Origin of the sequence: Sorangium sp. So ce726 (genome assembly GCF_051521405.1) — a bacterium.
Classification (GTDB): domain Bacteria; phylum Myxococcota_A; class Polyangia; order Polyangiales; family Polyangiaceae; genus Sorangium.
This window is the reverse complement of sequence record NZ_CP150349.1, coordinates 9,516,472-9,539,265: the sequence shown is the minus strand read 5'-3', so window position 1 is coordinate 9,539,265 and position 22,794 is coordinate 9,516,472. Positions and strand designations below refer to the sequence as shown.

At 72.5% G+C, this 22,794-nt stretch carries 20 protein-coding genes; 12 read left to right on the top strand and 8 right to left on the bottom strand.

Going from position 1 to position 22,794, the window contains the following annotated elements; genetic code table 11:
• Positions 1–495 precede the first annotated feature (495 nt).
• The 3 genes from WME79_RS35425 to pdxA all read left to right on the top strand — a co-directional run bounded on the left by WME79_RS35425 (position 496) and on the right by pdxA (position 4,087).
• Positions 496–1,941: a TldD/PmbA family protein gene (locus WME79_RS35425; RefSeq protein WP_437324318.1), complete on the top strand. Its 1,446-nt coding sequence runs from the start codon at positions 496–498 to the stop codon at positions 1,939–1,941.
• A 203-nt stretch (positions 1,942–2,144) separates the two neighbouring features.
• Complete coding sequence (locus WME79_RS35420; RefSeq protein WP_437524041.1) at positions 2,145–2,987, top strand: winged helix-turn-helix domain-containing protein; 843 nt, start codon at positions 2,145–2,147, stop codon at positions 2,985–2,987.
• Positions 2,984–4,087, top strand: a complete 1,104-nt coding sequence (pdxA, locus tag WME79_RS35415; protein ID WP_437524038.1) for a 4-hydroxythreonine-4-phosphate dehydrogenase PdxA — start codon at positions 2,984–2,986, stop codon at positions 4,085–4,087. Before WME79_RS35420 ends, pdxA begins: the two co-directional genes overlap by 4 nt.
• A 55-nt stretch (positions 4,088–4,142) precedes the next feature.
• Here pdxA and WME79_RS35410 read toward each other — a convergent pair whose 3' ends face one another.
• The 4 genes from WME79_RS35410 to WME79_RS35395 form a co-directional block, all read right to left on the bottom strand.
• On the bottom strand, positions 4,143–5,135 hold the full coding sequence (locus WME79_RS35410; RefSeq protein WP_437524035.1) for a ketopantoate reductase family protein: 993 nt from the start codon (positions 5,133–5,135) through the stop codon (positions 4,143–4,145).
• A gap of 70 nt (positions 5,136–5,205) precedes the next feature.
• Positions 5,206–5,658: a D-aminoacyl-tRNA deacylase gene (gene dtd / locus WME79_RS35405; protein ID WP_437524033.1), complete on the bottom strand. Its 453-nt coding sequence runs from the start codon at positions 5,656–5,658 to the stop codon at positions 5,206–5,208.
• Between the two features lie 2 nt (positions 5,659–5,660).
• The gene (locus WME79_RS35400; RefSeq protein ID WP_437294268.1) at positions 5,661–6,134 is read right to left on the bottom strand and encodes a hypothetical protein; all 474 of its coding nucleotides are present in this window, start codon (positions 6,132–6,134) and stop codon (positions 5,661–5,663) included.
• A complete protein-coding gene (locus WME79_RS35395; RefSeq protein WP_437524030.1) occupies positions 6,131–6,814 on the bottom strand; it encodes a hypothetical protein in 684 nt (227 codons plus the stop codon). The genes WME79_RS35400 and WME79_RS35395 overlap by 4 nt, the downstream gene beginning before the upstream one ends.
• A 789-nt stretch (positions 6,815–7,603) precedes the next feature.
• Between WME79_RS35395 and WME79_RS35390 the strand changes: the two genes are divergently transcribed.
• From WME79_RS35390 to WME79_RS35360, 7 genes are all read left to right on the top strand, one after another.
• Positions 7,604–9,052, top strand: a complete 1,449-nt coding sequence (locus WME79_RS35390; RefSeq protein WP_437524028.1) for a YcbK family protein — start codon at positions 7,604–7,606, stop codon at positions 9,050–9,052.
• 12 nt (positions 9,053–9,064) lie between these two features.
• Positions 9,065–9,613 carry an NUDIX hydrolase gene (locus WME79_RS35385; RefSeq protein WP_437524025.1) on the top strand — a complete coding sequence of 183 codons (549 nt, stop codon included), beginning with the start codon at positions 9,065–9,067 and terminating at the stop codon, positions 9,611–9,613.
• 321 nt (positions 9,614–9,934) lie between these two features.
• Entirely contained in the window at positions 9,935–11,890 is a 1,956-nt protein-coding gene (locus tag WME79_RS35380; protein WP_437524023.1) for a hypothetical protein, read from the top strand.
• Between the two features lie 507 nt (positions 11,891–12,397).
• On the top strand, positions 12,398–13,603 hold the full coding sequence (locus tag WME79_RS35375; RefSeq protein ID WP_437524020.1) for a serine hydrolase domain-containing protein: 1,206 nt from the start codon (positions 12,398–12,400) through the stop codon (positions 13,601–13,603).
• 898 nt (positions 13,604–14,501) lie between these two features.
• A complete protein-coding gene (locus tag WME79_RS35370) occupies positions 14,502–14,879 on the top strand; it encodes a hypothetical protein (protein WP_437524017.1) in 378 nt (125 codons plus the stop codon).
• Entirely contained in the window at positions 14,791–15,669 is an 879-nt protein-coding gene (locus WME79_RS35365; protein WP_437524015.1) for a Smr/MutS family protein, read from the top strand. Before WME79_RS35370 ends, WME79_RS35365 begins: the two co-directional genes overlap by 89 nt.
• A complete protein-coding gene (locus tag WME79_RS35360; protein WP_437524012.1) occupies positions 15,666–16,376 on the top strand; it encodes a hypothetical protein in 711 nt (236 codons plus the stop codon). Before WME79_RS35365 ends, WME79_RS35360 begins: the two co-directional genes overlap by 4 nt.
• A 31-nt stretch (positions 16,377–16,407) precedes the next feature.
• Here WME79_RS35360 and WME79_RS35355 read toward each other — a convergent pair whose 3' ends face one another.
• Both WME79_RS35355 and WME79_RS35350 read right to left on the bottom strand, forming a co-directional pair.
• A complete protein-coding gene (locus tag WME79_RS35355) occupies positions 16,408–17,244 on the bottom strand; it encodes a hypothetical protein (protein WP_437524010.1) in 837 nt (278 codons plus the stop codon).
• A gap of 25 nt (positions 17,245–17,269) precedes the next feature.
• Positions 17,270–18,286 (bottom strand): isocitrate/isopropylmalate dehydrogenase family protein, encoded by a 1,017-nt coding sequence (locus tag WME79_RS35350; RefSeq protein WP_012239050.1) that lies wholly within the window; start codon positions 18,284–18,286, stop codon positions 17,270–17,272.
• 300 nt (positions 18,287–18,586) lie between these two features.
• On the opposite strand from WME79_RS35350, the gene WME79_RS35345 reads away from it, so the two are divergent.
• Positions 18,587–19,468 (top strand): OmpA family protein, encoded by an 882-nt coding sequence (locus tag WME79_RS35345; RefSeq protein ID WP_437524006.1) that lies wholly within the window; start codon positions 18,587–18,589, stop codon positions 19,466–19,468.
• Between the two features lie 78 nt (positions 19,469–19,546).
• Here the strand turns inward: WME79_RS35345 and WME79_RS35340 are convergent, their stop codons facing one another.
• Positions 19,547–20,386: an AraC family transcriptional regulator gene (locus tag WME79_RS35340; protein WP_437524003.1), complete on the bottom strand. Its 840-nt coding sequence runs from the start codon at positions 20,384–20,386 to the stop codon at positions 19,547–19,549.
• A gap of 76 nt (positions 20,387–20,462) precedes the next feature.
• Here WME79_RS35340 and WME79_RS35335 point away from each other — a divergent pair, with 76 nt between their 5' ends.
• The gene (locus tag WME79_RS35335; protein WP_437524000.1) at positions 20,463–21,245 is read left to right on the top strand and encodes a class I SAM-dependent methyltransferase; all 783 of its coding nucleotides are present in this window, start codon (positions 20,463–20,465) and stop codon (positions 21,243–21,245) included.
• A 54-nt stretch (positions 21,246–21,299) separates the two neighbouring features.
• Here WME79_RS35335 and WME79_RS35330 read toward each other — a convergent pair whose 3' ends face one another.
• Positions 21,300–22,760 carry a hypothetical protein gene (locus tag WME79_RS35330; protein ID WP_437523997.1) on the bottom strand — a complete coding sequence of 487 codons (1,461 nt, stop codon included), beginning with the start codon at positions 22,758–22,760 and terminating at the stop codon, positions 21,300–21,302.
• Positions 22,761–22,794: the final 34 nt, after the last annotated feature.

Here is a 22,794-nt window from a genome sequence, read left to right as displayed (position 1 = left end):
AGGTGCTTGTTTGCAGTGTGCGGCCCCCCGGGGGCCCCTGTTTGGCAACGCGGCGACCGCCTGGCGCGGTGGCCGTGAGCCCCCGCCCCGGTCGGACGCTGGGCGGTCCGGTCGAGGCGCGTCGAAGAGCGCGCCCTACCCTGTAGGAACGCGCTGAACGGCCGGGGATTCGCGAAGATCGCGGGGAAGGTGGCGAGCGCCGCCATTCCCGCGAAGACAGCGTTAAGCCTAGCAGTCGAGCGGCCTTGTTGCACATTTCGTGAGATCTTCCGCGACCCACGGCCGCTTCGCTGGTGACCTCGCGACGCCGCGACCCCGCGATCGTGGGGTCGCGGCGCGCGCGGGCGATGTATGCGCGCCGCGCCGGGTGAAAGGGCAGGGGGGAGGTCGCGAGCTCGGCCGTCGCCGGGGGCGAGCGCGGGCGTCGGCGGGAGGGCGCTCCGGAGCGCCGCCGTTTCTCGACCGTCCCGGCGAATGGACCTAGAGTTGGGCACCATGTCGCGCAGCCAGGCCTACCGCGCCCCGTTCGCTCCTGGAGAGGAAAATGCCGTCGACGCCGCGCTTTGCGAGCGGCTCCTCTCGGTCGCCCTGTCCAAGGGTGGTGATTATGCTGACCTCTTCTTCGAGTACCGCGCCGGAGGCGGGTTCACCTTCGACGAAGGGATCCTCAAGGCGGCGTCCCGCGGGGTGTCGATGGGGGTCGGCGTCCGCGTCCAGCGAGGAGACGCGACCGGGTACGCGTACACGGAGGACCTCACCTGGGACGCGATGCGGCGCGCGGCCGAGACGGCGGCGCAGATCGCGACGGGCTCGGGTGGCAAGGAGAAGATCGAGCTCAGGCGCCGCGAGCTGCCGACCCGCTACGAGCTGCCCAGCATCTCGCTCGACGCCCCCGGGCTCGCGAAGCGCGCGCTGCTCGAGCGCGCGAGCGCCGCGGCGCTCGCCTACGATCCCAGCATCGTCAAGGCGGAGGCGAGCTTCGTCGAGGAGGTGCGCGAGGTCCTCGTGGCCACGAGCGACGGGCGGATGGCGCACGACGTCCAGCCGCTCATCCGCTTCGGCGTGCGGGCGCTCGCCGAGCGCAGCGGAAAGCGCCAGGAAGGCTCGAGCGGCGGCGGCGGGCGCATGACGACGGCCTACTTCGAGGGCAAGTCGCCGGAGTGGCACGCCGAGGAGGCCGCGCGGCAGGCGGTCGCGATGCTCGACGCCCGCGACGCGCCCGCCGGCGAGATGAACGTCGTGCTCGCCCCAGGCGACAGCGGCATCCTGCTCCACGAGGCGGTGGGGCACGGGCTCGAGGCGGACTTCAACCGCAAGGGGACCAGCAACTACGCGGGACAGATCGGCAAGGACGTCGCGAGCCCGCTCTGCACGGTGGTGGACGACGCGACGCTCCTCCAGTCGCGCGGCACGATCAACGTGGACGACGAGGGCCACGAGCCCGAGCGCAGCACGCTCATCGAGAACGGCAAGCTCGTCGGGTACATGCACGACCGGCTCTCGGCCCGGCACTTCGGGCTCACGCCGACCGGCAACGGGCGGCGCGAGAGCTTCGCCGCCGCGCCGATGCCCAGGATGACGAACACCATCCTGCTCGCGGGCCCGCATGATCCCGAGGAGATCGTGCGGTCCGTGAAGCGAGGCGTCTTCGCGAAGAAGTTCGGCGGCGGCCAGGTCGACATCTCGAACGGCGATTTCGTGTTTTCGCTGACCGAGAGCTACCTCATCGAGGACGGCAAGCTGACCGCGCCCCTCAAGGGCGTGAACCTCATCGGTAACGGTCCCGAGGTGCTCCGGCGCGTCACCATGCTCGGCCACGACGTCGCCGTCTCCGACGGCATCTGGACGTGCGGCAAGGACGGACAGAGCGTCCCCGTGGGTGTTGGCTGCCCCACAATCAAGATCGATCTCATCACGGTCGGCGGAACGCGGATCGGCTGATTTTCAAGGCTGGAACGCCAGGCGGAACGTAAGCACCACAGCGGGATTGGTGGGTTTAGCGCGGTGCGTCTTGCCGGCCCGTCGTGACACCCGTATACGGGGCGTTCATGGCGCGTCGCTCGTTCATAGCCATCGTTGGACACGGACCGGATCTGGAGCGCGACGAGGGTGCCGCATCGGTCTTGCGCTCGCTGGGCGCTGACGTGCGGACCCTGGATCTCTGGGACGATCCACCGCGGCTCTTCCACGACGACGAGAGCAAGGCGCGGGCGATCGTCGTCGAGGCGCTCGACAGGCCGGACCTGGCCGCTGCGGCGCTGCGCGCCCTGCGCCGCGAGCCGCGCCTCGAGGAGGTCGGCGCGCTGGTCGCTGTGAGCGTCGCGCAGATCGCGCGGATCGAGCCGTCGAGCGGCTTCGACGACTTCCTGCTCGTGCCGTATGTGCCCGCCGAGCTCTACGCGCGCGTGCGCCTCGTCGAGTGGCGCCGCAGCGAGTTCGCGACCGAGGAGCGGGTGAAGGTGGGCGCGATCGTCATCGATCGCGCGGCCCACGACGTCTCGGTCGGCGGCATGCACGTGCCGCTCACCGCGAAGGAGTTCGCGCTGCTCTCGTATGTGTGCGAACGCCGCGGAAAAGTTGTGTCGCGGACAGAGCTCCTCCGCCGTGTCTGGGGCAGCCAGTACGAGGGCGGCGCGCGGACCGTCGACATCCACGTGAGGCGCCTCAGGGCGAAGCTCGGCGCGGCGCTGCCGCTCGTCACGCTGCGCGGGGCCGGGTACCGCCTCGAGTCGCCGATCCCCGGCGCCGGTGGTCCCGAGGGCGGCGATGCGAGCAGGGCGCTCCAGCGGAGCGGGGCCGGCGAGGAGGCCCAGGGCGACGAGCGCGGGGAGCTGCGCGACGAGGACGAGGACGAGGACAGCGACGACGAGGGCGACGAGGACGAGGGCGAGGGCGACGAGGAGGAAGCCGCGCAAGCCAAGCGGCGAGCGGCGCCCTCGGCGCACGACGCCACGCCGTCCGGGCGCGAGCGGCGCATCACCCGATGACGTCGCCGGTTCGTCGCGGCGGCGCGCGAACGACCGCCGCAGGTGCGGCGCGCGGCGGCGGTCGCTCGCGCCCCGCCGGGCCGCCGATCGTCGCGATCAGCGTCGGGTGCCCCAGCGGGGTGGGCCCCGAGGTGGCCGTCGCCGGCGCGGCGTCGGTCGAGGGCGCGCGCTGCGTGCTCGTCGGCGATGAGGCGCTCATCCGGCGGGCAGCGCGGCTCGTCCGGGTCGCGGCGCGCAGGCTCGTCGTCGTCGATGGGCGCGCCGCCATCGAGGAGCTCGCGCCCGGCTCGATCGGGCTCTGGGAGGGCAGCGCGCGGCTCTCGCGGCCGAGCGCGTTCGGTCGGCCCGAGGCTGAGGACGGCGCGGCGCAGCTCGCGTGGATCGACGCGGCGACGGACCTGGTCCGCGACGGCGTCGCTGCTGCGCTGGTCACGGGGCCCGCGTCGAAGCACGCGATCGCCACGAGCGGCGCGCCCGGGTCCGCGGACTTCCTCGGGCACACCGAACACCTGGGCCGGCGGCTCCGCGCGCGCGAGGTCACGATGGCCTTCGCCTCGGGCAAGCTGGTGACCGCCCTCGTGACGACCCACATGCCGCTGCGCGAGGTGCCGGAGGCGGTGAGCCCACGCGAGGTGGCGCGCGCCGCGGTGTGGCTCGCGCGGCTGCTCGGCGACCTCGGCCGCGAGAGGCCGCGCGTGGCCGTCGCCGCGCTCAACCCGCACGCAGGCGAAGGCGGGCTCCTCGGCGACGAAGAGCAGGTGCGGATCACGCCGGGGATCCGCCTCGCGGCGCGGCGGCTGGCGCGCTCGGGCCCGGCGGCGGAGCTGACCGGGCCCGTCGGCGCGGAGACGGCGTTCCGGCTCGCGGCGCGCGGCGCGCTCGATGGGGTCGTCGCCATGTACCACGATCAGGCGACGATCCCGAGCAAGCTCCTGGGCTTCGGGGAGGCGGTGAACGTCACGCTCGGGCTGCCGATCGTGCGCACGAGCGTCGACCATGGCACCGCGTACGATCTCGCGGGAACGGGTCGCGCCGACCCGCGCGGCATGCGCGAGGCGATCGTGCTCGCGGCGCAGCTCGCGGCCGCGCGCGCGCGCTGACGCAGCGACGCGCCGACCCGCGCCGACGCTGCGCGCGGGCGCAGGAAGGCGCCGCTCAGCGCGCCCCGGGGCGGCCGCCGAGGTGCGCGAGCAGCCGCTCGAGCGCCGGCATGCTCACGCCGCGCTCTCGGCCCATCTCGAGGACGGTGGCGCCCATCGCGAGGTGCTGCGCGTGGAGCTTGGGGCCGAAATGCACCTCGAGGAACCGCAAGAACTCCGGGGCCAGCAGGCGCACGAGCGCGATGCCCGGCTTCAGCGTGAGCGGCCCGATGAACCGGAGGAGGAGCTTCGTCCACGGGGCCACCTTGCCCAGCCGGTCCGCGAGCGCCACGGACTCCCTGGTGGCCTCGATCACGGTGCTGAGCACGCCGTCGTTCTCGAGGAGGGCGCTCGCCCCGCCGCCCGCGTCGATGGCGGCGATCAGCGGGAAGAACGCGGTCGTGGTGGCCACGTTCTGCGCGCCCACGTCGGGCTCGAGCCGCGCCGGGACACCCGCGCTCGTGAGGCGGCGCGCGAGCTCCTCGAGCAGCGGTCGCTCCGCGGGGGCGCCTCCCTCTTCATCGATGAGCGTGGGCGCGAGCTCGGTGATCCAGGCGCGGACCACGCCGCGCTCGTCGAGGTAGCCCGAGACGCCCGGCATCGCGGGGGTGATGCGGCGCTGGGCGGCCTCCTCGAGGTCGGCGCGCTCCCTGGGCAGGAGCGGCGTGAGCACCACGGCGGGCGCGGCCGGGACGCCGCGGAGCAGATCGGCCACCGGCCTGCCGCCCGCCGCGCGCTGCGCGGCGCCGCCGAGGTCAGCGCGGGGGACGAGCTGATCGAAGCGCACGGTGATCAGGACGACGTCCGCGTCGGCCGGGATCTCGGCGGCGAGGCGCGGGCGATCGAGCGTGTCGCGCCGATCGGCGCCGTTCACCTGCTCGACCACGAACGGCCGTACGTCGCCGACTCGCTCGGGCCGGACCACGAACGTGACGTCGTTTCCCTGGGTGGCGAGGCGCACGCCGTAGACCCGCCCGAGCGCCCCCGCGCCCACGATGGTGACCCGCATGACTCCCCCGTAGCCTGCGCGGCGCTCGGGGAAAAGGGGGTGGCCGCCGCCGGCGATCGCGGCAGATCCCTCAGAACGTCCGCTTCGAATCGATGAGGATGGTGACCGGGCCGTCGTTCTCGACGAACACGCGCATGTCGGCGCGGAAGCGGCCCGTGGCCACCGTGAGGCCGCGGGCCCGCAAGGCGGCGACGAAGCGATCGTACAGCGCCTCGGCGCGCACGGGCTCCATGGCGCCGTCGAAGCTCGGCCTCAGGCCGCGCCGGACGTCCCCGAAGAGCGTGAACTGGCTGATCGCGAGCACGCCGCCGCCGCGCACGTCCGCGAGCGCCCGCGACATCTTGCCGGCGTCGTCGCTGAACACGCGGAGGCCCGCGATCTTGCTCGCGACGTGGTCGGCGTCGGTGTCGTCATCGTCCTTCGCGGCGCCGACGAAGGCCACGAGGCCGCGCTCGATCGCGCCGACCACCTCGCCTCCGACCTCGACGCGCGCGCCGAGCGCGCGTTGAACGACCGCGCGCATCGCTAGCGCTGCGCGGCTGCGCTTCGACTCGGCGCGGCGGCGGGCTCCGCCCCGGTGCCCGCGCTCAGCCCGAGCTCGCGCATCAGCTTGGCCGTGAGCTTGAAGTACGTGCTGCGATCGTACGGCTGGTTGAGGATGTGGAAGTCCTTCCGCACGAGGCCCACGCAGCCGAAGCAGTAGGTGCAGCCGGTGCAGTCGACCGAGCGCACGAGGTACGACGACTGCGTGCACCGCTCGGACGCGACGCAGTGGCTGCACGCGATGAGATCGCGGCAGCCGCGGCAGTGCGTGCTGTCCGAGGAGCGCTGGGTGTCGACGCAGTAGTGGCACCGCTGCAGCGCCTTCGAGTTGCGGCAGAACGTGCAGTCGACGCAGCGCTCGCACGAGACGCACGCGACGCACCGCTCGTTGCCGGTGCCCGTCTCGAACGCCTGGATCAGCTTGCGGAGCTCGGCCTCGAATTCCGCGCGCGTCATTCCGCCTCGCCGCTCGCTTCGGAGATGCCGCCGCCCGCGCTGCGCCGGGCCGCGCCGTCCGCGGCCGGGGCCTCGGGCCTGCCGCTCACCTGGCGGCGCAGCCGCTCGGCGGCCTCGCGCGTCGCGGGCTCCTCCGCGAACTCCTCGATGCGGCGGAGCCGCGACTCGAGCACGGCGCGCCGCTTCGGCAGCTCGCCGGCGAGGATGCCCGCGAGCTCGTCGATCGCCTCCTGGATGCGCTGCTCGTCGCTGTGCTCGAGCAGCTGCAGGTACACGTCCTGCTCCGCCGGGAAGGTGTGGCCGGCGCGGAGGAACTCGTTCGCGGCCTTGGAGATGTTGGGCCGGCCCGACGCGCAGAGCAGCTTCGCCAGGAGCCGCTGGCGCTCGACGGCCTTCGGGTCGCTCTGCGGAGGCGGCGCGAGGACGATGCGCCCCGGCGCCTTGGACGCCGCGTCGCGTCCGGACTTGACGCGCCCGCCCTTGCTGTCCTCTGCCTCCGGCTCCTTGCGCGGAGAGAACAGCGCCTCGAGCGCGGCGCGGTGTTGCTTGGCTGCCCGCCGGTCCTCGCCGGTCTGCGTCGGACGCGGTAGCCCCGCGCTGTTCGGCTGACCACGGCCATAGGCCGTGTGGAGCTCGGGATTGTGCCAGACCTTGGTTGCGTCTCTACGAATTCGCCGCATGTCGTGCCCCTGGTGACCTCGGAGCGATCATGGACGCGCCACCGGGTTCGGCTTCCGCATCCCGCGTGTGGCGCCCCGCTTGCATCGATGGTGTGGTGATTGAGGCTGGTGCGTGTTGGGCCGGGCGCTTCCCCCGCGAACCGCGATGGCCCGGACGATGTTGCGCAAGGGACGCGACGCCTATCTCCGCGCTGATCACGCTGGCTGCGTTGATCGTGAAGGTAGGGCCACGCCGCAGTGCGTGGTGCGCCGGGCGATGCCCGACCGCGGACCGCGTGACGAGGGGCTCTGCCCCCATGCACCCCGGAGCCGCGCTCACGACCCGACCGCAGTCGCGAGGCAGCTGGGTTCCTACCACAGCCTTTGGTCAGCGCCGCAGAAAATTGGGCTGCCCTCCGCACTTCATGCCATTCCTGTCGTCAGGGTTCGGTCCCTTCTGAGCTTGCCTTCCGAAGTCTCCTTCCGAGTCTCCCTTCCGAGCTTGCGAGCTTCCGCGAGGGGCGTCTCGGAGACGCTGTTTCGAGGTTGCCGGTCTCGTCCCAGGTCGATTCAAGAAGCGGACCGCTGACTGCCCTTCCCAATCCCACATCCTGCGGACGGGCGGCGACGCCGTGTCCGGGAGATCCGCTCCGTGGTGGATGGCACTCGCACCCGACCCGACTGGAGCTTTCCATGATGAGGCTTCGATCCGTGAGCAGTGCAGGCGCGGCGCCGCGGGACGCAGGGGGAGCTGTGCGCAGGGGGGAGCCGCGTGCGCGCCTGAGGCGTGCTCGCGCGGCTGCGCTCTCGGTGCTGGTGAGCATCGCGGTGCCGGCGATCCTGGCGGGGCCCCTCTGCGCGGAGCCGCTGCCCGGGGCGCACGCCGCTTCCGAGAGGCCCGGGGAATCCGGAGAACGGGAGAGCGAGCAGACCCGTCGGGATCGTGCGCCGGAGAGCCCCGCAGACGCGGAGCAATCGCAGCGAACGAAGACGCGGGAGAGCTCGCCCGACCGTCGCGCGAAGAGCGCCTCGGCGGCGACCGGTGACGAGAAGACGAGCGGGGCGGGGGACCGGAGGGGGAGGGCCCGTACCCGCAGGAAGGCGCCGCACGCGGCTGCAGACGCGGAGGAAAACGCGGGCGGCTCGGCGAAGGCGGGCGGCGGGAAAAATGGGGTCGCCAAGAAGAAGGCGGGCGGCGAGAAGAAGAAGGAGAAGAGACGGGCGGCGCGCACGGCCGAGAGCAAGCGGCGCGGAGCGAAAAAGGGGATGGAGCGGGAGGCGCCTCCGAAGCCGTGCCATGGACCGGTGCTCTCGATGGATCGCAGCGGGCTGGAGCCCGAGCGCCTCGAGCTGGTCGACTGCAAGGGGAAGCCGCGCGAGGAGGCCCGGCGCTCCCTCTCGTTGCTTGCGCGCCCGTGGGGCACGCCGCGGCCGATCCTGTCCGACGAGGGCGCGCCCGCGCGGAGGCCGGAAGCGGCGAGCCGCAAGGGCCGGCGCGTTGGCGATGAGCCGCGGGCCGCTGGGAGCAGGGCGAGCGGGGCGCAGGCAGGGGAGATCGCGCCCGGCGTGCGGCTGCTCGATCCCGGGCTGCTTTCCCGCATCGACGCGCTGGCGCGGCGGTACCCGGGCCGGCTCGTGTCGCTCGTGAGCGGGTACCGGCCCCAGAGCCAGGGCAGCCTGCACCAGACGGGCCGGGCGCTCGATCTGCGCATCGCCGGGGTGCGGAACGACGAGCTCGCAGCCGCCTGCCGCGCGCTCGCCGACACGGGCTGCGGGTACTATCCGAACAGCTCGTTCGTGCACGTCGATGTGCGCGCGCCAGGGACGGGGAGCGTCTCGTGGATCGATGCGTCCGGACCCGGCGAGGCACCCCGCTATGTGACCGCGTGGCCGCCGCCGCAGGACGAAGGGCGAGGGGCGACCGAGGGGATGCCTGGCGAGGACGCGGAGGAGGTGCTCCGGCGGGAGCGCCGCGACAGGTCTGCGAGCACGGCGCAGGAGAAGATGGCGGGTCCTGTGCCGAACAAGGCGAGCGCGGCGCCGGAGAAGGCGGCGAGTGTGGCGCCGGAGACAGCGGCGAGCGCGGCGCCGGCGACGGCGACCACCACGCTGGAGAAGGCGGGAGCGTCGGATAGGGCGACCACCACGCTGGAGAAGGCGGGAGCGCCGGAGAAGGCGACCACCACGCTGGAGAAGGCGGGAGCGGTGACGGAGAAGACAGGAGCGGTGACGGAGAAGGCGGCGAGGGGCACGCCGTAGTAGTGAGGCGGGATGGGTATCACGATTCCTCGCCGCCACGCCTCGGCGCTCGCCGGTACGTTCGGTCCGCTCGCGATCCATCGCCATGAAGTCATGGCTGCGGGCGCGTCGTATCCCGCCTTCACGCTGGAGCTCGCCGACTGGATCTCGGTGGCCGCGATCACGGATGAAGGTCAGTTCGTCCTGGTGCGGCAGTACCGGCACGGGGTCGACGCGGTGACCATCGAGACGGCAGGCGGCCTTGTCGATCCAGGGGAAGAGCCGGCGGCCGCTGCGCCGCGCGAGCTCCTGGAGGAGACGGGATATGCTGTGGAGTCGCTCGAGACGCTCGGGTGGGTACACCCGAATCCTGCGCTCCAGGCGAACCGCTGCTTCCTCTACCTGGCGCGCGGCGCGCGGTGGGTCGGCGAGCCCGAGGGCGACGAGCACGAGAGCACGGAAGCGGTCGTGATGAGCGCAGACGACGTGAGGGCTGCGATGCAGGACGGCCGGATCAGCCACTCGATCGCCGTGATCACCCTGCTGCGGGCGCTCGCCGTCGCGACGGCGGCTCCGCGCTGACCGCGGCTCGATTGCGCCGGGGCGCTCACGGGATGGATGCCTGTGACCGGCAGATGTGCGCTGGCCCTCGACGCGTGGTGGCGAGTCGCGTCATGCCGGGCCCATCACTGAGCCCGGCATGGGCAGCTTGCGCGGGGAGCCGGCGGGCTCGAGTGTATTGTGAGCGGGATGACAGGCGGGCGGCGTTCGTGCGATGTGCTGGACACGGCTTCCGTTTGTGCTCGCCTAGTTCCAGGTCGTGGTGCAGAGCCGTGGCGATGGTTCGCCGTGAATACGGCGGCCTGGGGCGGCATCCAAGCTGTCAACTTCATCGGAGGACTCATGCGCGCTTCTCGTACGCTGGTCAGCGTTGCGCTCGTATCGCTGCTGTCGCTCTCGGCCGCGGCCGCCCAGGCCGATGTGACGATCGACGACGTCCTGGCGTCGGACGGCACCAGCGCGCCCAGCAGAGAGCTGGTCGTGGTGGGCGACACGCTCCACCTGCGCGTCCATGTCGTCTCCTCGTGCGAGGGCATCGACCGGGTCGAGGCGGAGCTCGAGGGGGTGACGGTCGAGCTCACGCCGACCGGCGACAATTTTTACGAGGGGACGTTCGACATCAGCGAGCTCGCCTACGGTCCCCGCCCGCTGACGATCCGCGCGTACGATCTGGTGGGTAATGGGTCGACGGTGGAGCGGACGGTGGAGCGGACCGCGGCGCCGTACCTCTGGCTATCGTCGCCGCGGATGCGCAGCGTCGTCGGGAGCTCCACGCCGCTGGACGCGAGGTGCTCCGCGGTGCCGCCCCGCTCCTGCCAGAGCCTCTGTGTCGAGGTACGGGGCCGGACGCACACGGCGAGCGCCTGCAACGTCCGCACAGCGAGCTCGCCGCCGGATCCGTTGAAGCTCCTGGCGCGCCCCTTCACGGAGTTCGAGTCGGGGGAAGAGCTCACCATCACGCTCTCGGGCAACAACGGTGTCGGTCCGGATGTCACGACGACCCTTGGCCCTTTTTACGTCGAGCAGAACCCGGCGCTGACCGCCGTCCAGCGCGCCCCCGGCGCCATCCTCGATTTCGACGCCGAGCGGATCCTGTTCCTCGACCCGGACTACCTGCTCGGCGTCCTCGACCGTGGCACGCAGAGGGTGACGTGGCTCGCGACGCTCCCGCCCGATCCACCCGGGAGCAGCCCGACCTACGGCGCGCTCACGCCGTCGGGGGCCGTGGTCCAGTCGGGTACCAGCCGCATCTTCACGTCGGTTGACGGCGTGTGGACGCGGATCTCGAGGGGCCGGCTCGACGCGGTGAACGCCGATTCGCTGGTATGGACTACGGACGACGAGGACAGGGCGTACCTGCACACGATCGCGACGGGGCTCAACCAGAGCATCTGGAACAGGCCGGGCAGCGAGTCGCCGTTCCAGGCCGACATCGCGGCCTCCGGCGACGTGTACTACGGGACCTACGAAGAGCCCTGGATCCGCCGGTTGCTCACGGGCCGCTTGGGGAACCATCCGGGCGACCTGCAGCGGCCGATCACCGATGGAACGAACGTCGCCGGCCGGTGGTCGAACGGGGACACGAGCTCGAGCTACCTGTACACGGCGGCGGGCGAGGAGGTGTTTCTCGGCGACTCCATCTCGGGCAACTCCGCGGGGCTGGTGCTGCACGCCGGGCACGCGGGGTTCTTGATGAGCGACGGGGAGGTCAACCAGGTGTGGCTGCGGACCTCGGACGGCGAGCTGCACCAGGTCAGCGACTTCACGACATCGAGCCTGTTCGACCAGCAGAATCTCCGGGTCGGCCACGACGGCATCAGCGACGAAGGCGAGGTGCTGTTCCTGAACGAGGGGAAGCGTTACATCGGCCGTCCAGGCGCGGCGCCCGAGGAGATCGGCAGCGATCTCGGGCACGGCCGCTGGTTCGACGGAAGCTGGTACGTGACCGTCGGCGACACGCTGTTCCAGGTCGCGCGTGAGGGCGCCGCGGTCGCCGGGCTGCGGGGCGTGGCGCTGCGCGCCGCCCCGGAGGACACGATGGACGGGTATCAGGAGGTCGTGGTCTCCCCGATCGCCGGCGCGGCGCTCGAGCGCCCCATGCGGCTGAACCGCCTCGAGCCCGACGCCATGCCGGATCTGTCGGAAATCGACGAGGCGACCGATCTCGCGGGCGACGCGTCCAGCGACGGCGCATCGGCCGCCGCCGGCTGCAGCGCCGGAGGCTCGGCGGGCCCGGGCAGCGGCGCTGCAGCGTTCGCCGCGTTCGTGGGCCTCGCGCTCGCGCGGCGCCGCCGGTGAGCGTAGGCCGCCGTCACGGGGCCGGCGACGAGCTTCGCGAGCCGCGTCGAGCTTCCGGTCGCGCTCGGCCCAGATCGTCTTGGCACGTCCGGCCAGCATGCCGCTTGGCGTGACGTAACCGAGGGCGCTGTGCAGCCGCACGTCGTTGTCGTGCTCGACGAAGCGCCCCACGACCTTGACACAGCCTGACCTCAGCGTGCGTGTGGGATGAAAGGGATCGACGCCGCAAGGCCACCCGTGCGCGGGAGCTGCGCGTCGACGGGAGTGCACGCCTCCATCCTCGAGCGCGCATGATTCGTGGGAACGGCCTGTCTGCCGACTCACGCGATAAGCTGCGCTATCGGCGTCCAGCGTGGGCGAGAGCACTCGCATCTTTGCGGGCCGGTTGACACGGTCGGACCCGTCGCGTCTTGATGCGCGTCCTTCGCGGGGCCGCCCCTGGAGCTCGGGAGCGGCGCGGCGGAGCGCAGCAATGGACCTCACGGGGAAGCCATGGAGATCCGATCGATGAGCCGTGTTCTTCGGCCGACCGCTTTCTTCTCTTGCATTGGAGTCGTCCTGCTCACGGGGTGCATGAGCTCCTCGCCTGCTCCGCTCGACATGGTGGCCGCGATAGGCGACGATGGCGGTGGGAGCATCGGAGTCGGTAGCGCCGCAGCTGGACCCGGCGGCTCGGACGATACGCCGGGCGCCGGGTGCGACGAGCTCTCGGTCGAGCTAGAGAGAGCGCTCGACGCGGCCGTGGCAGCGCAGCGGCTCCCCGGCGCGGCAGCCGCAGTGCACCTCGGCGGGTGCAGCTGGCTCGGCGCCGCGGGGGTCGCGGACACCGAGGCCGACGTGGCCATCCAGCCCGGCGATCTCTTCCGCGCAGGGAGCATCACGAAGACCTTCGTCTCCACGCTGGCGCTGATGCTCCGCGCAGAAGGCCGGCTGTCGCTCGACGACGCCGTCTCCGCGTACGTCGGCGGTATCCCCGGCGGAGAGCAGATCTCCGTGCGACAGATCCTGAACCACACGAGCGGTGTCTTCGACTACACGGCGCTCGACGAGTTCTGGAACGCGGCCCTCGACGATCCGACGCGCACGTGGACGCCCGCGGAGCTCATCGAGCTCGCGGCGTCGAAGCCGCCGTATTTCGAGCCAGGGCGCGGCTTCGCCTACTCCAACACGAACTACATCATCGCCGGCCTGATCGTCGAAGCGGCCTCGGGAGAGCCCATCGGCGAGCTGCTCCGCACCCGCGTCCTCGAGCCGGCGGGGCTCGCGCACACCTACCTCGACGGCGCCGAGGAGGCCCTGCCCGGCCTCGTCCACGGCTACGGTCGGAGCCGCGGGGAGCTCGTCGAGATGACCTCCGCGATCGACGCGTCGGCGGCCGGCGCGGCGGGCGCGCTGGTCTCGACCACGGGCGACCTCACGAGCTTCTACCGCAAGGTGCTCGACGGCACGCTGCTCGGCCCCGCCGAGCTCGAAGAGATGACCGCGTGGGTCGACGCGCCCCTCGGCGAGGTCACCGGGTACGGCCTCGGGCTGTCGCGCAGGGAATCTCCGCTCGGCGTCCAGGTTGGTCACGACGGCGGTATCTGGGGCTTCACGTCGTCGTCTTATTACGCGGTCGACAAGGATGCTTCTATCACCGTGCTCGTCAATCTCGACGGCGGCGATGTCGGCAGGATCGTCGATGATCTGTCGAATGTCCTGATCACGCCCTGAGCCGGGCAGGGGGCCGTCGCGTCGAGTTCGACGCGCACGCGCGCAGGCCGGTACCGGTCGCTGTCCACCGCGCGCACACGCGACGCCCTGCGGCGTGCGATGCGCGTGCGCGGCGCCGAGCCGCGGCGATCAGGAACCCGCGACGCTGCCCGCGGCACCAGCGGTCCGCCGCGGACGGGCCTCACGCTTGCATCGCCATGGACGCAGCCCGCACGGGATGACGCCCGGCAAGGCGCTCGCATCGTGAAAGGATTCCGTGATGAAGCTGGTGAAAGCGCTCGGGGCCCTGGCGCTGTTCGGAATGGCGCTCGGCACCGCGCAGATCGCTGCTGCGGAGAGCACGACACCCATCCAGGAACTCGTGCTCGTCGAGGAGACAACGACCTCGGACTTCCCCGACGCCAGGATTCCTCCGGATGATGTCCCATATCACGGGCATTTCCGGCCGTTCAGGCCAATCTGGCCGCACAGTCCATATGGGTACTTCCGGCCGCACAGGCCGTATGGGCACTTCCGGCCGTTCAGACCCGTCCGGCCCTACGGGGGCTTTCATCCCCACGGGCGGCCCCATGACCACGGGCGATCAGATGCAGCGCCGGCAGCGGACTCCCCCGCGCCGGTCATGAGCCTCGGAGAGCCTCGCTGACCTCGATCCAGGGGCGGGGCGGGTCCCCGTTCCTCGCGCCGCGCGGAGTGGAACCGTAGGGCGGGGGCGTCGGTCACGGCGCGCCCTCGCCTGCGCGCTTGACGAGCCGTTCGGGGTGCCGGCTGAGCCCCGCTTCCCCTCGCCGCGGCCCGGGCTCCCACGCGCGGGAGGCGGCTGAGCTCCGCGCGCGCGGCCGGGCACGCCGCGGTGGGGCGCGCAGCGCGCCCGGCCCGATGGCGTATGCTGCGCCCGATGCGCCCTCACGACGCGGCACGCCCCGGCGCGCCGCAAGCCGCCCCCTCGCCCGCCGAGCTCTTCCATCGCATCTTCGAGCTGCTCGCCGCCATGGAGGGAGCGCAGAGGGCCAAGGTCATCGATCTCGCGCGGCGCCTCATCCCCACGCTCACGGCCGAGGACATCCGCAACCCGCACGACTTCCCCGGCCTCGACGACCCCGACTGGCACTTCGAGGACGGGCAGCTCGCCGGCATCGAAGCCGTCCGGTTTGCACTCCGCGGCCTCGCGAGCGATGTTCTGGGGGATGGCGAAGGGCGCGAAGCGCGAGAGAGACACGAGAACGACGGCCAGCCCGGCGCGAGCCGCGAAGGAGGCGGCGCGCAAGGCGAATGAGGCGTTCTATCAGCCGTTCTCCACGCTCCGGCAGCTGAACAAGCCCAAGGCCAAGCCGGCGCCCGAGGCGAAGCCCAAGGCGCCGGCGTCGTCGCCCGAGGCGAAGCCCAAGGCGCCGGCGTCCTCGCCCGAGGTGAAGTCCAAGGCGCCGGCGTCCTCGCCCGAGGCGAAGCCCAAGACGAGATCGCCCGCGCCCCCGGGCGCGGGCGCGGCGCCGCGGGCAGGCGCCGAGCAGGCGCCGCGGCCCGTCGACCCCGAGACCTTCGCCATCTACATGGCCGGCGTCCGCGTGCTCGAGGATCGCGCGACCCGGATCCCGGTCACCGCCAGCCGCGTCGAGCGGGCCGCGCTCCCGACGATCGCGTTCGATCCGGACGAGGACGCGCGCTCGCGCATGCGCTCGCTCGTCATCGAGGGGATCAAGTTCGAGACGACGGACGACAGCGAGCGCATCGAGGGCCGGCGCCTCGACGTCGATCCGCGCGAGCTCAGGCGGCTCCGCCGCGCCCGCTACGCCGTCGACGGCACCCTCGATCTGCATGGCCTGAGGCTCGAGGCGGCGCGCGAGGCCGTCGAGGCGTTCGTCTGCAAGCGCCAGCGCGACGGCGACCGCGTCGTCGCCATCGTCCACGGCAAGGGCAACCACTCGCCCGGCGGCCACGCCGTGCTCCGCGGGGAGATCGCGGCCTGGCTGAGCAACGGCCGCGTCGCCCGCCACGTCGCTGCCTTCGCGACGGCCCCGGACGCGGAGGGCGGCGCCGGCGCGTTGCTCGTGCTGCTCACGCGATGAGGCCGGAGCCGCGCGCCGAGCCCGCAGGAGCGCCGGGGCATGGGCCCCAGCCGAAGGCGCGCGCGCCGCGCCGCGCCCTCGCGCCGGCCGCCGCGCTGCTCGCCCTGGCGCCCGCGTGCGCGCCGGCCCCGGCCGCGCCGCCCGAGCCGCCGAGGCCCGCGCCGCCCGCGCAGGCGGCGTCGACGCTCGGCGACGGCGAGCTCGGCGAATACCGCTCGGATCGCTTCGATCTCCGGCTCCCCCTGCCCGACGCGCGCGGCTTCCGCGTCGAGGACGGCGAGGGCCCCTGGCTCGTCGCGACCCACGCCGCGTCGTCGACGTCGCTGCTCGTGCGCACCTGGCGCGAGGACGGCCGCGCGAGCCGCGCGGCGTGCGAGGCGCGCGCGCGGCTCTGGCGCGACCTGCCGCGCCCCGGCGAGGGCCTCACCGCCGCCGAGCGCCGGATCGACGTGCCGGAGGGGTTCGACACGGTCGTGGCGATCGGCGTCGCCGACACCCCGCCGGGAGCGCCGATCGACGGCTTCGCGGTCGCCTTCGGCGGCTCCGGCCGGCGCTGCTTCGCCTTCATCGCGGAGACGCGCGCCGCGGGGCCCTCGGCGGAGCAGCTCGTGGCGGAGCGGCTCGCGGCGGTGGTCGAGATCTCGCTCGGCGGCCTCCGCCTCCAGCGCGAGATCGCGCCCGCCGTGCCGCGCGAGCCGCCGCCGTGAGCCGCGCGAGCCGCCGCCATGAGCCGCCGGTTCAGCGGTAGACGCCGCTCCGCGCGCGGGACTCGAGCGCCGCGGCGAGCTCCTCCTCGCCGATCGACCAGGCCTCGGCCGACAGCGCGCGCGCCTCGACGGGCTGGAGCGCCTCCAGCGCGTGCGGCGCGAAGCGCAGCCGCGACAGCGACAGGAGGCGCTCGAGCGCCTCGGAGGCCACGCCGCCCTGGAGCTCCTGCCGCCACGCGCGATCGATCGCCTCGAGCCGCGCGGGGCTCTTCCACGCGTCGGCGATCACCACGCGGCCGAGCCGCGCGTCGATGGCGTCGATCCCCGTGGGCAGCGCGACGATCGCCTGCTGCGCCGCGCGCGCCGGGTCGCCGAGGCCCAGGGAGAGCAGCGCGCGGGCCGCTTCGAGCAGCCGCGCCTCGTCGGGCCGGAGCGCGGCCCGATCGACCGACGGGAGCCGCTCCAGCGCGGCCGCGTAGCGCTCGCGGCGCGCGGCGTCGATCACGGCGGCCAGCGCGCGCAGGACCCTCGCCGTCGGGGGCGAGAACCACGGATCCGCGCCAGCGCGCGGGCGCTGCGCTGGATCCTCGAGGTCGAGCGCGGCGGCGCGCCACAGCGACGCGCGCGCGTCGAGGACGGCGCGCGTCGCCTTCACCGCGAGCGCGAAGAACAGGGCGGCCGGGAGCAGGCCCTTCACGCCCCAGATCTCGCTGAGGAAGTAGCTCGCCGCGACGATCGACGAGAGCGCGAGGAAGAGCAGCAGCCGCCGCCGGCGCCTCGCGTCGTCGCTCTCGGCGCCGGCAGCCCCGTCCGTCGCGCCGACGAGCTCGGCGCACCACTCGAGCAGCCACGTGAAGGCGGATCCCACGTCTGCGGGATCAGGATGCCCTCCGCTAGGCCTCCGCGCGAGGCCTTTCGATCTCCGCGCAGAGCGCCCGGGTGAAGTCGCTTGTGCTCGCGGCGCCGCCGAGGTCGCGCGTGCGCACCTGGCCGGCCCGGTAGAGCGTCGTCAGCGCCCGCTCGATCCGATCGCCCGCGTCGTGCTCGCCGAGGTGCCGCAGCATCATCACGGCGCTCTGCACGAGCGCCGTCGGGTTCGCGTAGCCCTTGCCCGCGATGTCCGGCGCCGACCCGTGCACCGCCTCGAAGACCGCCGCGTCGTCGCCGATGTTCGCGCCGGGCACGATCCCGAGCCCGCCGACCAGGCCGGCGCCGAGGTCCGAGAGGATGTCGCCGTAGAGGTTCTCCGTCACGATCACGCCGAGCCGGTTCGGATCGCGGACCATCGTCATGGCCGCCGCGTCGACGATCATCTCGCCGAGCTGGATCTCGGGGTGCCCCACGGCCACCCGCCGCGCGCAGTCGAGCGCGAGGCCGTCGGAGATCTTCATGATGTTCGCCTTGTGGACGATCGTCACCTTGCTCCGGCCGTGCTTCTTCGCGTAGCGGAACGCGAACTCCGCGATGCGCGTCGAGCCACGCTCGGTCGTGAGCTTGATGCTCTGGGCCACGCCGGGCAGGATCATGAGCTCGAGCCCGGCGTAGAGCCCCTCGGTGTTCTCGCGCACGATGACCATGTCGACGTCGAACCGCGGGTCGACGCCCGGCAGGCTGCGGATCGGCCGCACGTTCGCGTAGAGGTCGAGCGTCTGCCGGAGCGTCACGTTGACCGAGCGAAACCCGCCCCCGATCGGCGTCGTCACCGGGCCTTTCAGGGCGATCCGGTTCTTCCGCACGGCGTCGATGACGGGGAGGGGGAGCGGCGAGCCCGTCAGCTTCGCGACCTCGATGCCCGCGTGATGGATCTCCCAGTCGACGGCGACGCCGGCGGCGGAGACCACATCCTGAGTCGCCGTCACCACCTCCGGGCCGATGCCGTCGCCCGGGATCAGCGTGATGCGATAGGCCATGGGCCGTCCCATTAGCAGGTGCGCAGGCGGGAACAATGGACAAGCGTACCTGTGTTGCGATGGCGCATACACGCGCTGCGTCAGCGCGCCGCGCCTGGCTGACGCGGCGACAGGGCGCGGCGATGGAGAGGCACACGAGGCGGCGGGTCGGGCGGCTCGATGCGGCCTTTTACAATCGCGCGCGACCTCGGTAGGGTACGCCTCCGCACGGCCTGACAGGCCGCTGTCACCTGGAACCGGGCGCGGGCCGGGCGATCGGCCCCAGCTCATGTTCACCAACTAGAGTGAAGGAGCGTGCTCATGCACCCTCGTGTCTTGAAAGGCCGCAGAACCGCTTTCGCGGCCTTCCTGCCTGCTGTCATCGCGTCGTCCTCGCTGGGGTGCGGCTACTCCGAGGAGGAGTGGAAGGCCCAGCTCGACAAGTACAACCGCCTTCAGAGCCAGCACCAGACCACCGAGGGCCGCCTCGCCGAGACGCAGAAGGAGCTCGAGGCGGCCCAGGCGAAGGTCGCGGAGCTGACGAAGCAGCTCGAGGCGGCCGGCGTCGACATCGGCAAGCTGAACGAGAACCTCCAGGCGACGAGCACGCAGGTGTCGCAGCTGAGCTCGACGCTGGAGGAGCGCGAGAAGGCGCTCGCCGAGTTCAAGGCCCGCGCCCGCCAGCTGGAGGCGATCAAGGCGCGGTTCGAGACGCTCAAGAAGAAGCTGGACGAGCTCACGAAGCTCGGCCTGGCGGTGAACATCCGGAACAACCGGATGGTCATCTCGCTGCCGGGCGACGTCCTCTTCGACTCCGGGCGCGAGACGCTGAAGAAGGAGGGCAAGGAGATCCTCCTCAAGGTGGCGACGGTCGTGAAGAACGACAAGTCGCTGCTCCAGCGCGACTACCAGGTCGCCGGCCACACCGACAACAAGCCGCTCGCGGGCGGCCAGTTCCGCGACAACTGGGGCCTGTCGCTGATGCGCGCCCGCGAGGTGCTCGTGTTCCTCGTCAGCCCGGCCGACGTCAAGGGCGGCGGGGGCGCGCTCCCCGTCGCGAACTGGAGCGCGGCGGGCTTCGCCGACACCGATCCGGTCGCGACCAACGACACCGACGAGGGCCGGCAGAAGAACCGCCGCTGCGACCTCATCGTGGTCCCGAGCGTCGAAGAGATGCTCGACCTCCGGGCGATCACGCAGTAACCCGCGACCTCACGCCGCGCGCCGCCGTCCGCGGCGCGCTCGTCGAGGGTCGCATCCGCGCCGTCAGGCCGGCTCAGATCAGCTCTTGTGTCCGCTGCCGCCCGGCGATGGCCGGGCGGTCCTGCGAAACTCGCTCGGCGTCTGGCCGGTGACGGCGCGGAACGCGGCGGCGAACGCGCCGAGGCTCTGAAAGCCGACGTCCAGCGCGACCTGCGTGACGCTGGCGCTCGGGCTGGAGAGCAGGTCGATCGCCCGGAGCACGCGCGCGCGCGTGACGAAGCCGCGCCACGTGACGCCGGTCTCCTCGCGGAACCGCCGCCTCAGCGTGCGCTCGGTCGCCCCGGCGAACGCCGCGGCCCGCGGGAGATCGGCGCTGGAGACGTCGCGCAGCGCGCACTCGATCGCGCGCTGCACCGGCCGCGTCTTGCCGCGGGGCAGCCGGTACGTGGCGCCGCGATCGAGGAGCGGGCCGATGATGTCCGCCATCGCCGCGAAGAACGTGTTGGCCGCGGCGTCGTCCGGACGCCGCGCGACCGGCCAGCGGCGCGCGTAGATCACCATCTCGCGCAGGAGCGCGGGGATCTCGAAGATCCTCACCGCTGTAAGGGGGGAAGGGAACGCGGCGGGCTCGAAATAGATCGAGACGATGGACGCGTCGCGGCAGGTCGTGGCGTGCCGCTCGCCCGCGGGGATGAGCGCGGCGAGCTGCGGGGGGAGCAGGAAGGACGCGTCCTCGACCTCGAGGCACGCCGTGCCGGCCAGAGGACAGAGCAGCTGGTGCCGCGCGTGGGTGTGCCAGCCGTACACGGCTCCCGGCAGCTCGTCTTCGTAGGAAAACGCGCGCGCGTGAGCATGGTCGAGCCCGAGCCGCGCGAGGTGCTCGGTGGTCTCCGTCGGGGTCAGGACGCGGGCTTGCAAGGCGTGGCCTCTCGGCGGTGATCTTTGTCCGTTCGCCGGCAGCCGTAAAGCCGAAGAGCGTCCACCCTCGATCGCCATGAAGCAAGCCACTCCCACGGCGCACGATGCGTTGATACAGGAACAGTTCACCCGCCAGGCCAGGCCGTTCGCCGAGGTCCGGGCCCACTCGGCGGAATCCGCCATGGGGCTGCTGCTCGACGCGCTCGCCCCGGCGCCGAGCGACGCGGCCCTCGACGTGGCCTGCGGGCCGGGGATCGTCGCCTGCGCGCTGGCCCAGCGCGTGGCGAGCGTGCGGGGGCTCGACATCGTCCCGGCCATGCTGGACGAGGCGCGGAAGCGGCAGGCGAGCCTCGGCCTCTCCAACGTCACCTGGGAGCTCGGCGACGCGAGCCGGCTGCCCTATCCGGACGAGAGCTATCGCCTGGTCACGACGCGCTACAGCTTCCATCACCTGCTGGAGCCGCTCGTGACGCTGCGCGAGATGGCCCGCGTGTGCCAGAGGAGCGGGCGAGTCGCCGTGATCGACGTGGCGCCCGCCGAGGACAAGCGGGCGGCGTACGACGCCGCCGAGAAGATCCGCGATCCTTCGCATGCGAGCGCGCTCACCGAGCGCGAGCTCGGCGCCCTGTTCGACGCGGCGGGGCTGGAGATCGAGACGACGACGCGGTACCGGCTCGAGGTGGAGCTCGAGGCCGCGCTCCGGGCCTCCTTCCCGGAGCCCGGCGGAGCGGACCGGCTCCGGGCCCTCTACCGCGCCGACGTCGGCGTCGATGCGCTCGGCGTGGGCGCAGAGCTCCGGGGGGATGAGGTCCACTTCGCTTATCCCATCGTCATCCTGGTGGGCCGGAAGCGCGGCTGAGCCGACAGGCACCTTCTGCCCGGCGACGGAATCGAGGCGCCAGGACGCCGCCGCTCAGGGGACCGGCGAGGCCGGGCAGGAGGGATCGGTCGTCGCCTCGACGTCGTCCACGTGCAAGGCCTCGTCGTCGAGCGGCGCATCGCAGGTCCCGCTGGCTCTTATCTTGAACGAGAGCTGCTGGGGCCTGCCCGCCGTGCGCGGATCCAGGCAGATCGTCTGTTGTGACCAGCGCTCGCTGGCTGCCAGGGCGCCTCCTGGCATCGAGGTGGCGGTCGCCGCGAGGAGGTGGCTCGTGCGGTACCAGAACTTCAGCGCCGGACCGGCCGTCCCCTGAGGCTCGGGGACGGTGAACACGGTGGAGGCCGAGGGCTCGCGGCACGGCTTCCGCACGGACAGCGAGAGCGAGACGTCGCCGGCGTGCGCGGCCGCCGCGTCGACCGCGAGCCTGGCGCTGCCGCGCGCGGGGTCCTCCGCGTTGAGGACCCATGTCGGCGAGAGCCCCGCGTCGGCGCCGGGATTCTCGAAGCCGGGGTCGAAGAGCGGCGCGTCCCCGGGGCAGCGGTCGTCAGAGACGATGGCGAGATCATCCACAGTGAAATCCCGCTGGTTCTCGTCCATGCACGGCTGGCTGTGCCGGTTCCGGAAGGCGAACGCGAGGCGGTGCGCCATGCCGAGCGCCCACCGGGGCAAGCAGGCATGCGAGACCTGCGCTTCGCCCGTGCCCGTCAGGGCCGTCAGCCGGTGCGCGCTCAGCATCACGTCGACGATCGCCCCCGGGCTGCCACGGCTCCAGATGCGGAGCGCCGGGCTCGGCAGCGCGGCGGACGGCAAGGGCGCCGAGAGCGTGCCCTCGAGCGAGGGAACCTGGCAGAACAGCGTGGTGGCGAGATGTCCGCCCTTGCCGCCGCCCTGGCCCAGGCCGCCCTCGATCTCGGAGACGCCGCTCTCGGGGGTCGCCTTCCAGCCGGCGGCGCCCGCTTCGAAGTCGCCGTTCAGCACCTGGCCAGGCGGCGGGCACTCGTTCATTTCATCAGGCTGAAGGGCGACGTCATCGAACATCAGCGTGAAATCCTGTCCGGTGTCCTCATCGCACAGGGGAGAACGCCGGGCGGGCCCGAGGAGCAGCTCGATCGGCCTGCCGTAGGCGCGCTCTCCCAGGCACACGCGTTGCGGGGCAAAGGACGAAGAGGGCATGAGATCGAGGTCGGTGATACCGCCGTCGATCCGGACCCCGACCCCCGGAGGGCCGAGGCAGTCCATCGCGAGTTCGCAGCCGATGCGCGCGGCGAACGTGAGGAGGAGCGGCCCGGCGCACGCGAGGTCCGGCATCGAGACGCGCTGATAGAAGCCGGCCATCTGGCACACCGCGTCTCTCCCGATGATGCCGGCGCCCGGGTTGCCGTTGCCCTCGACCTCGGGGGAGACGAGCGCTGCCCCCGTGGTGCCCCACGTATCCGAGCGCTCGAATGAGGGGTCCTGCAGGCCTCCCCGCCAGTCGCAGTCGTCGTCGACCATCGCGTCATCATCGGCGCTGGCACACTCCGAGATA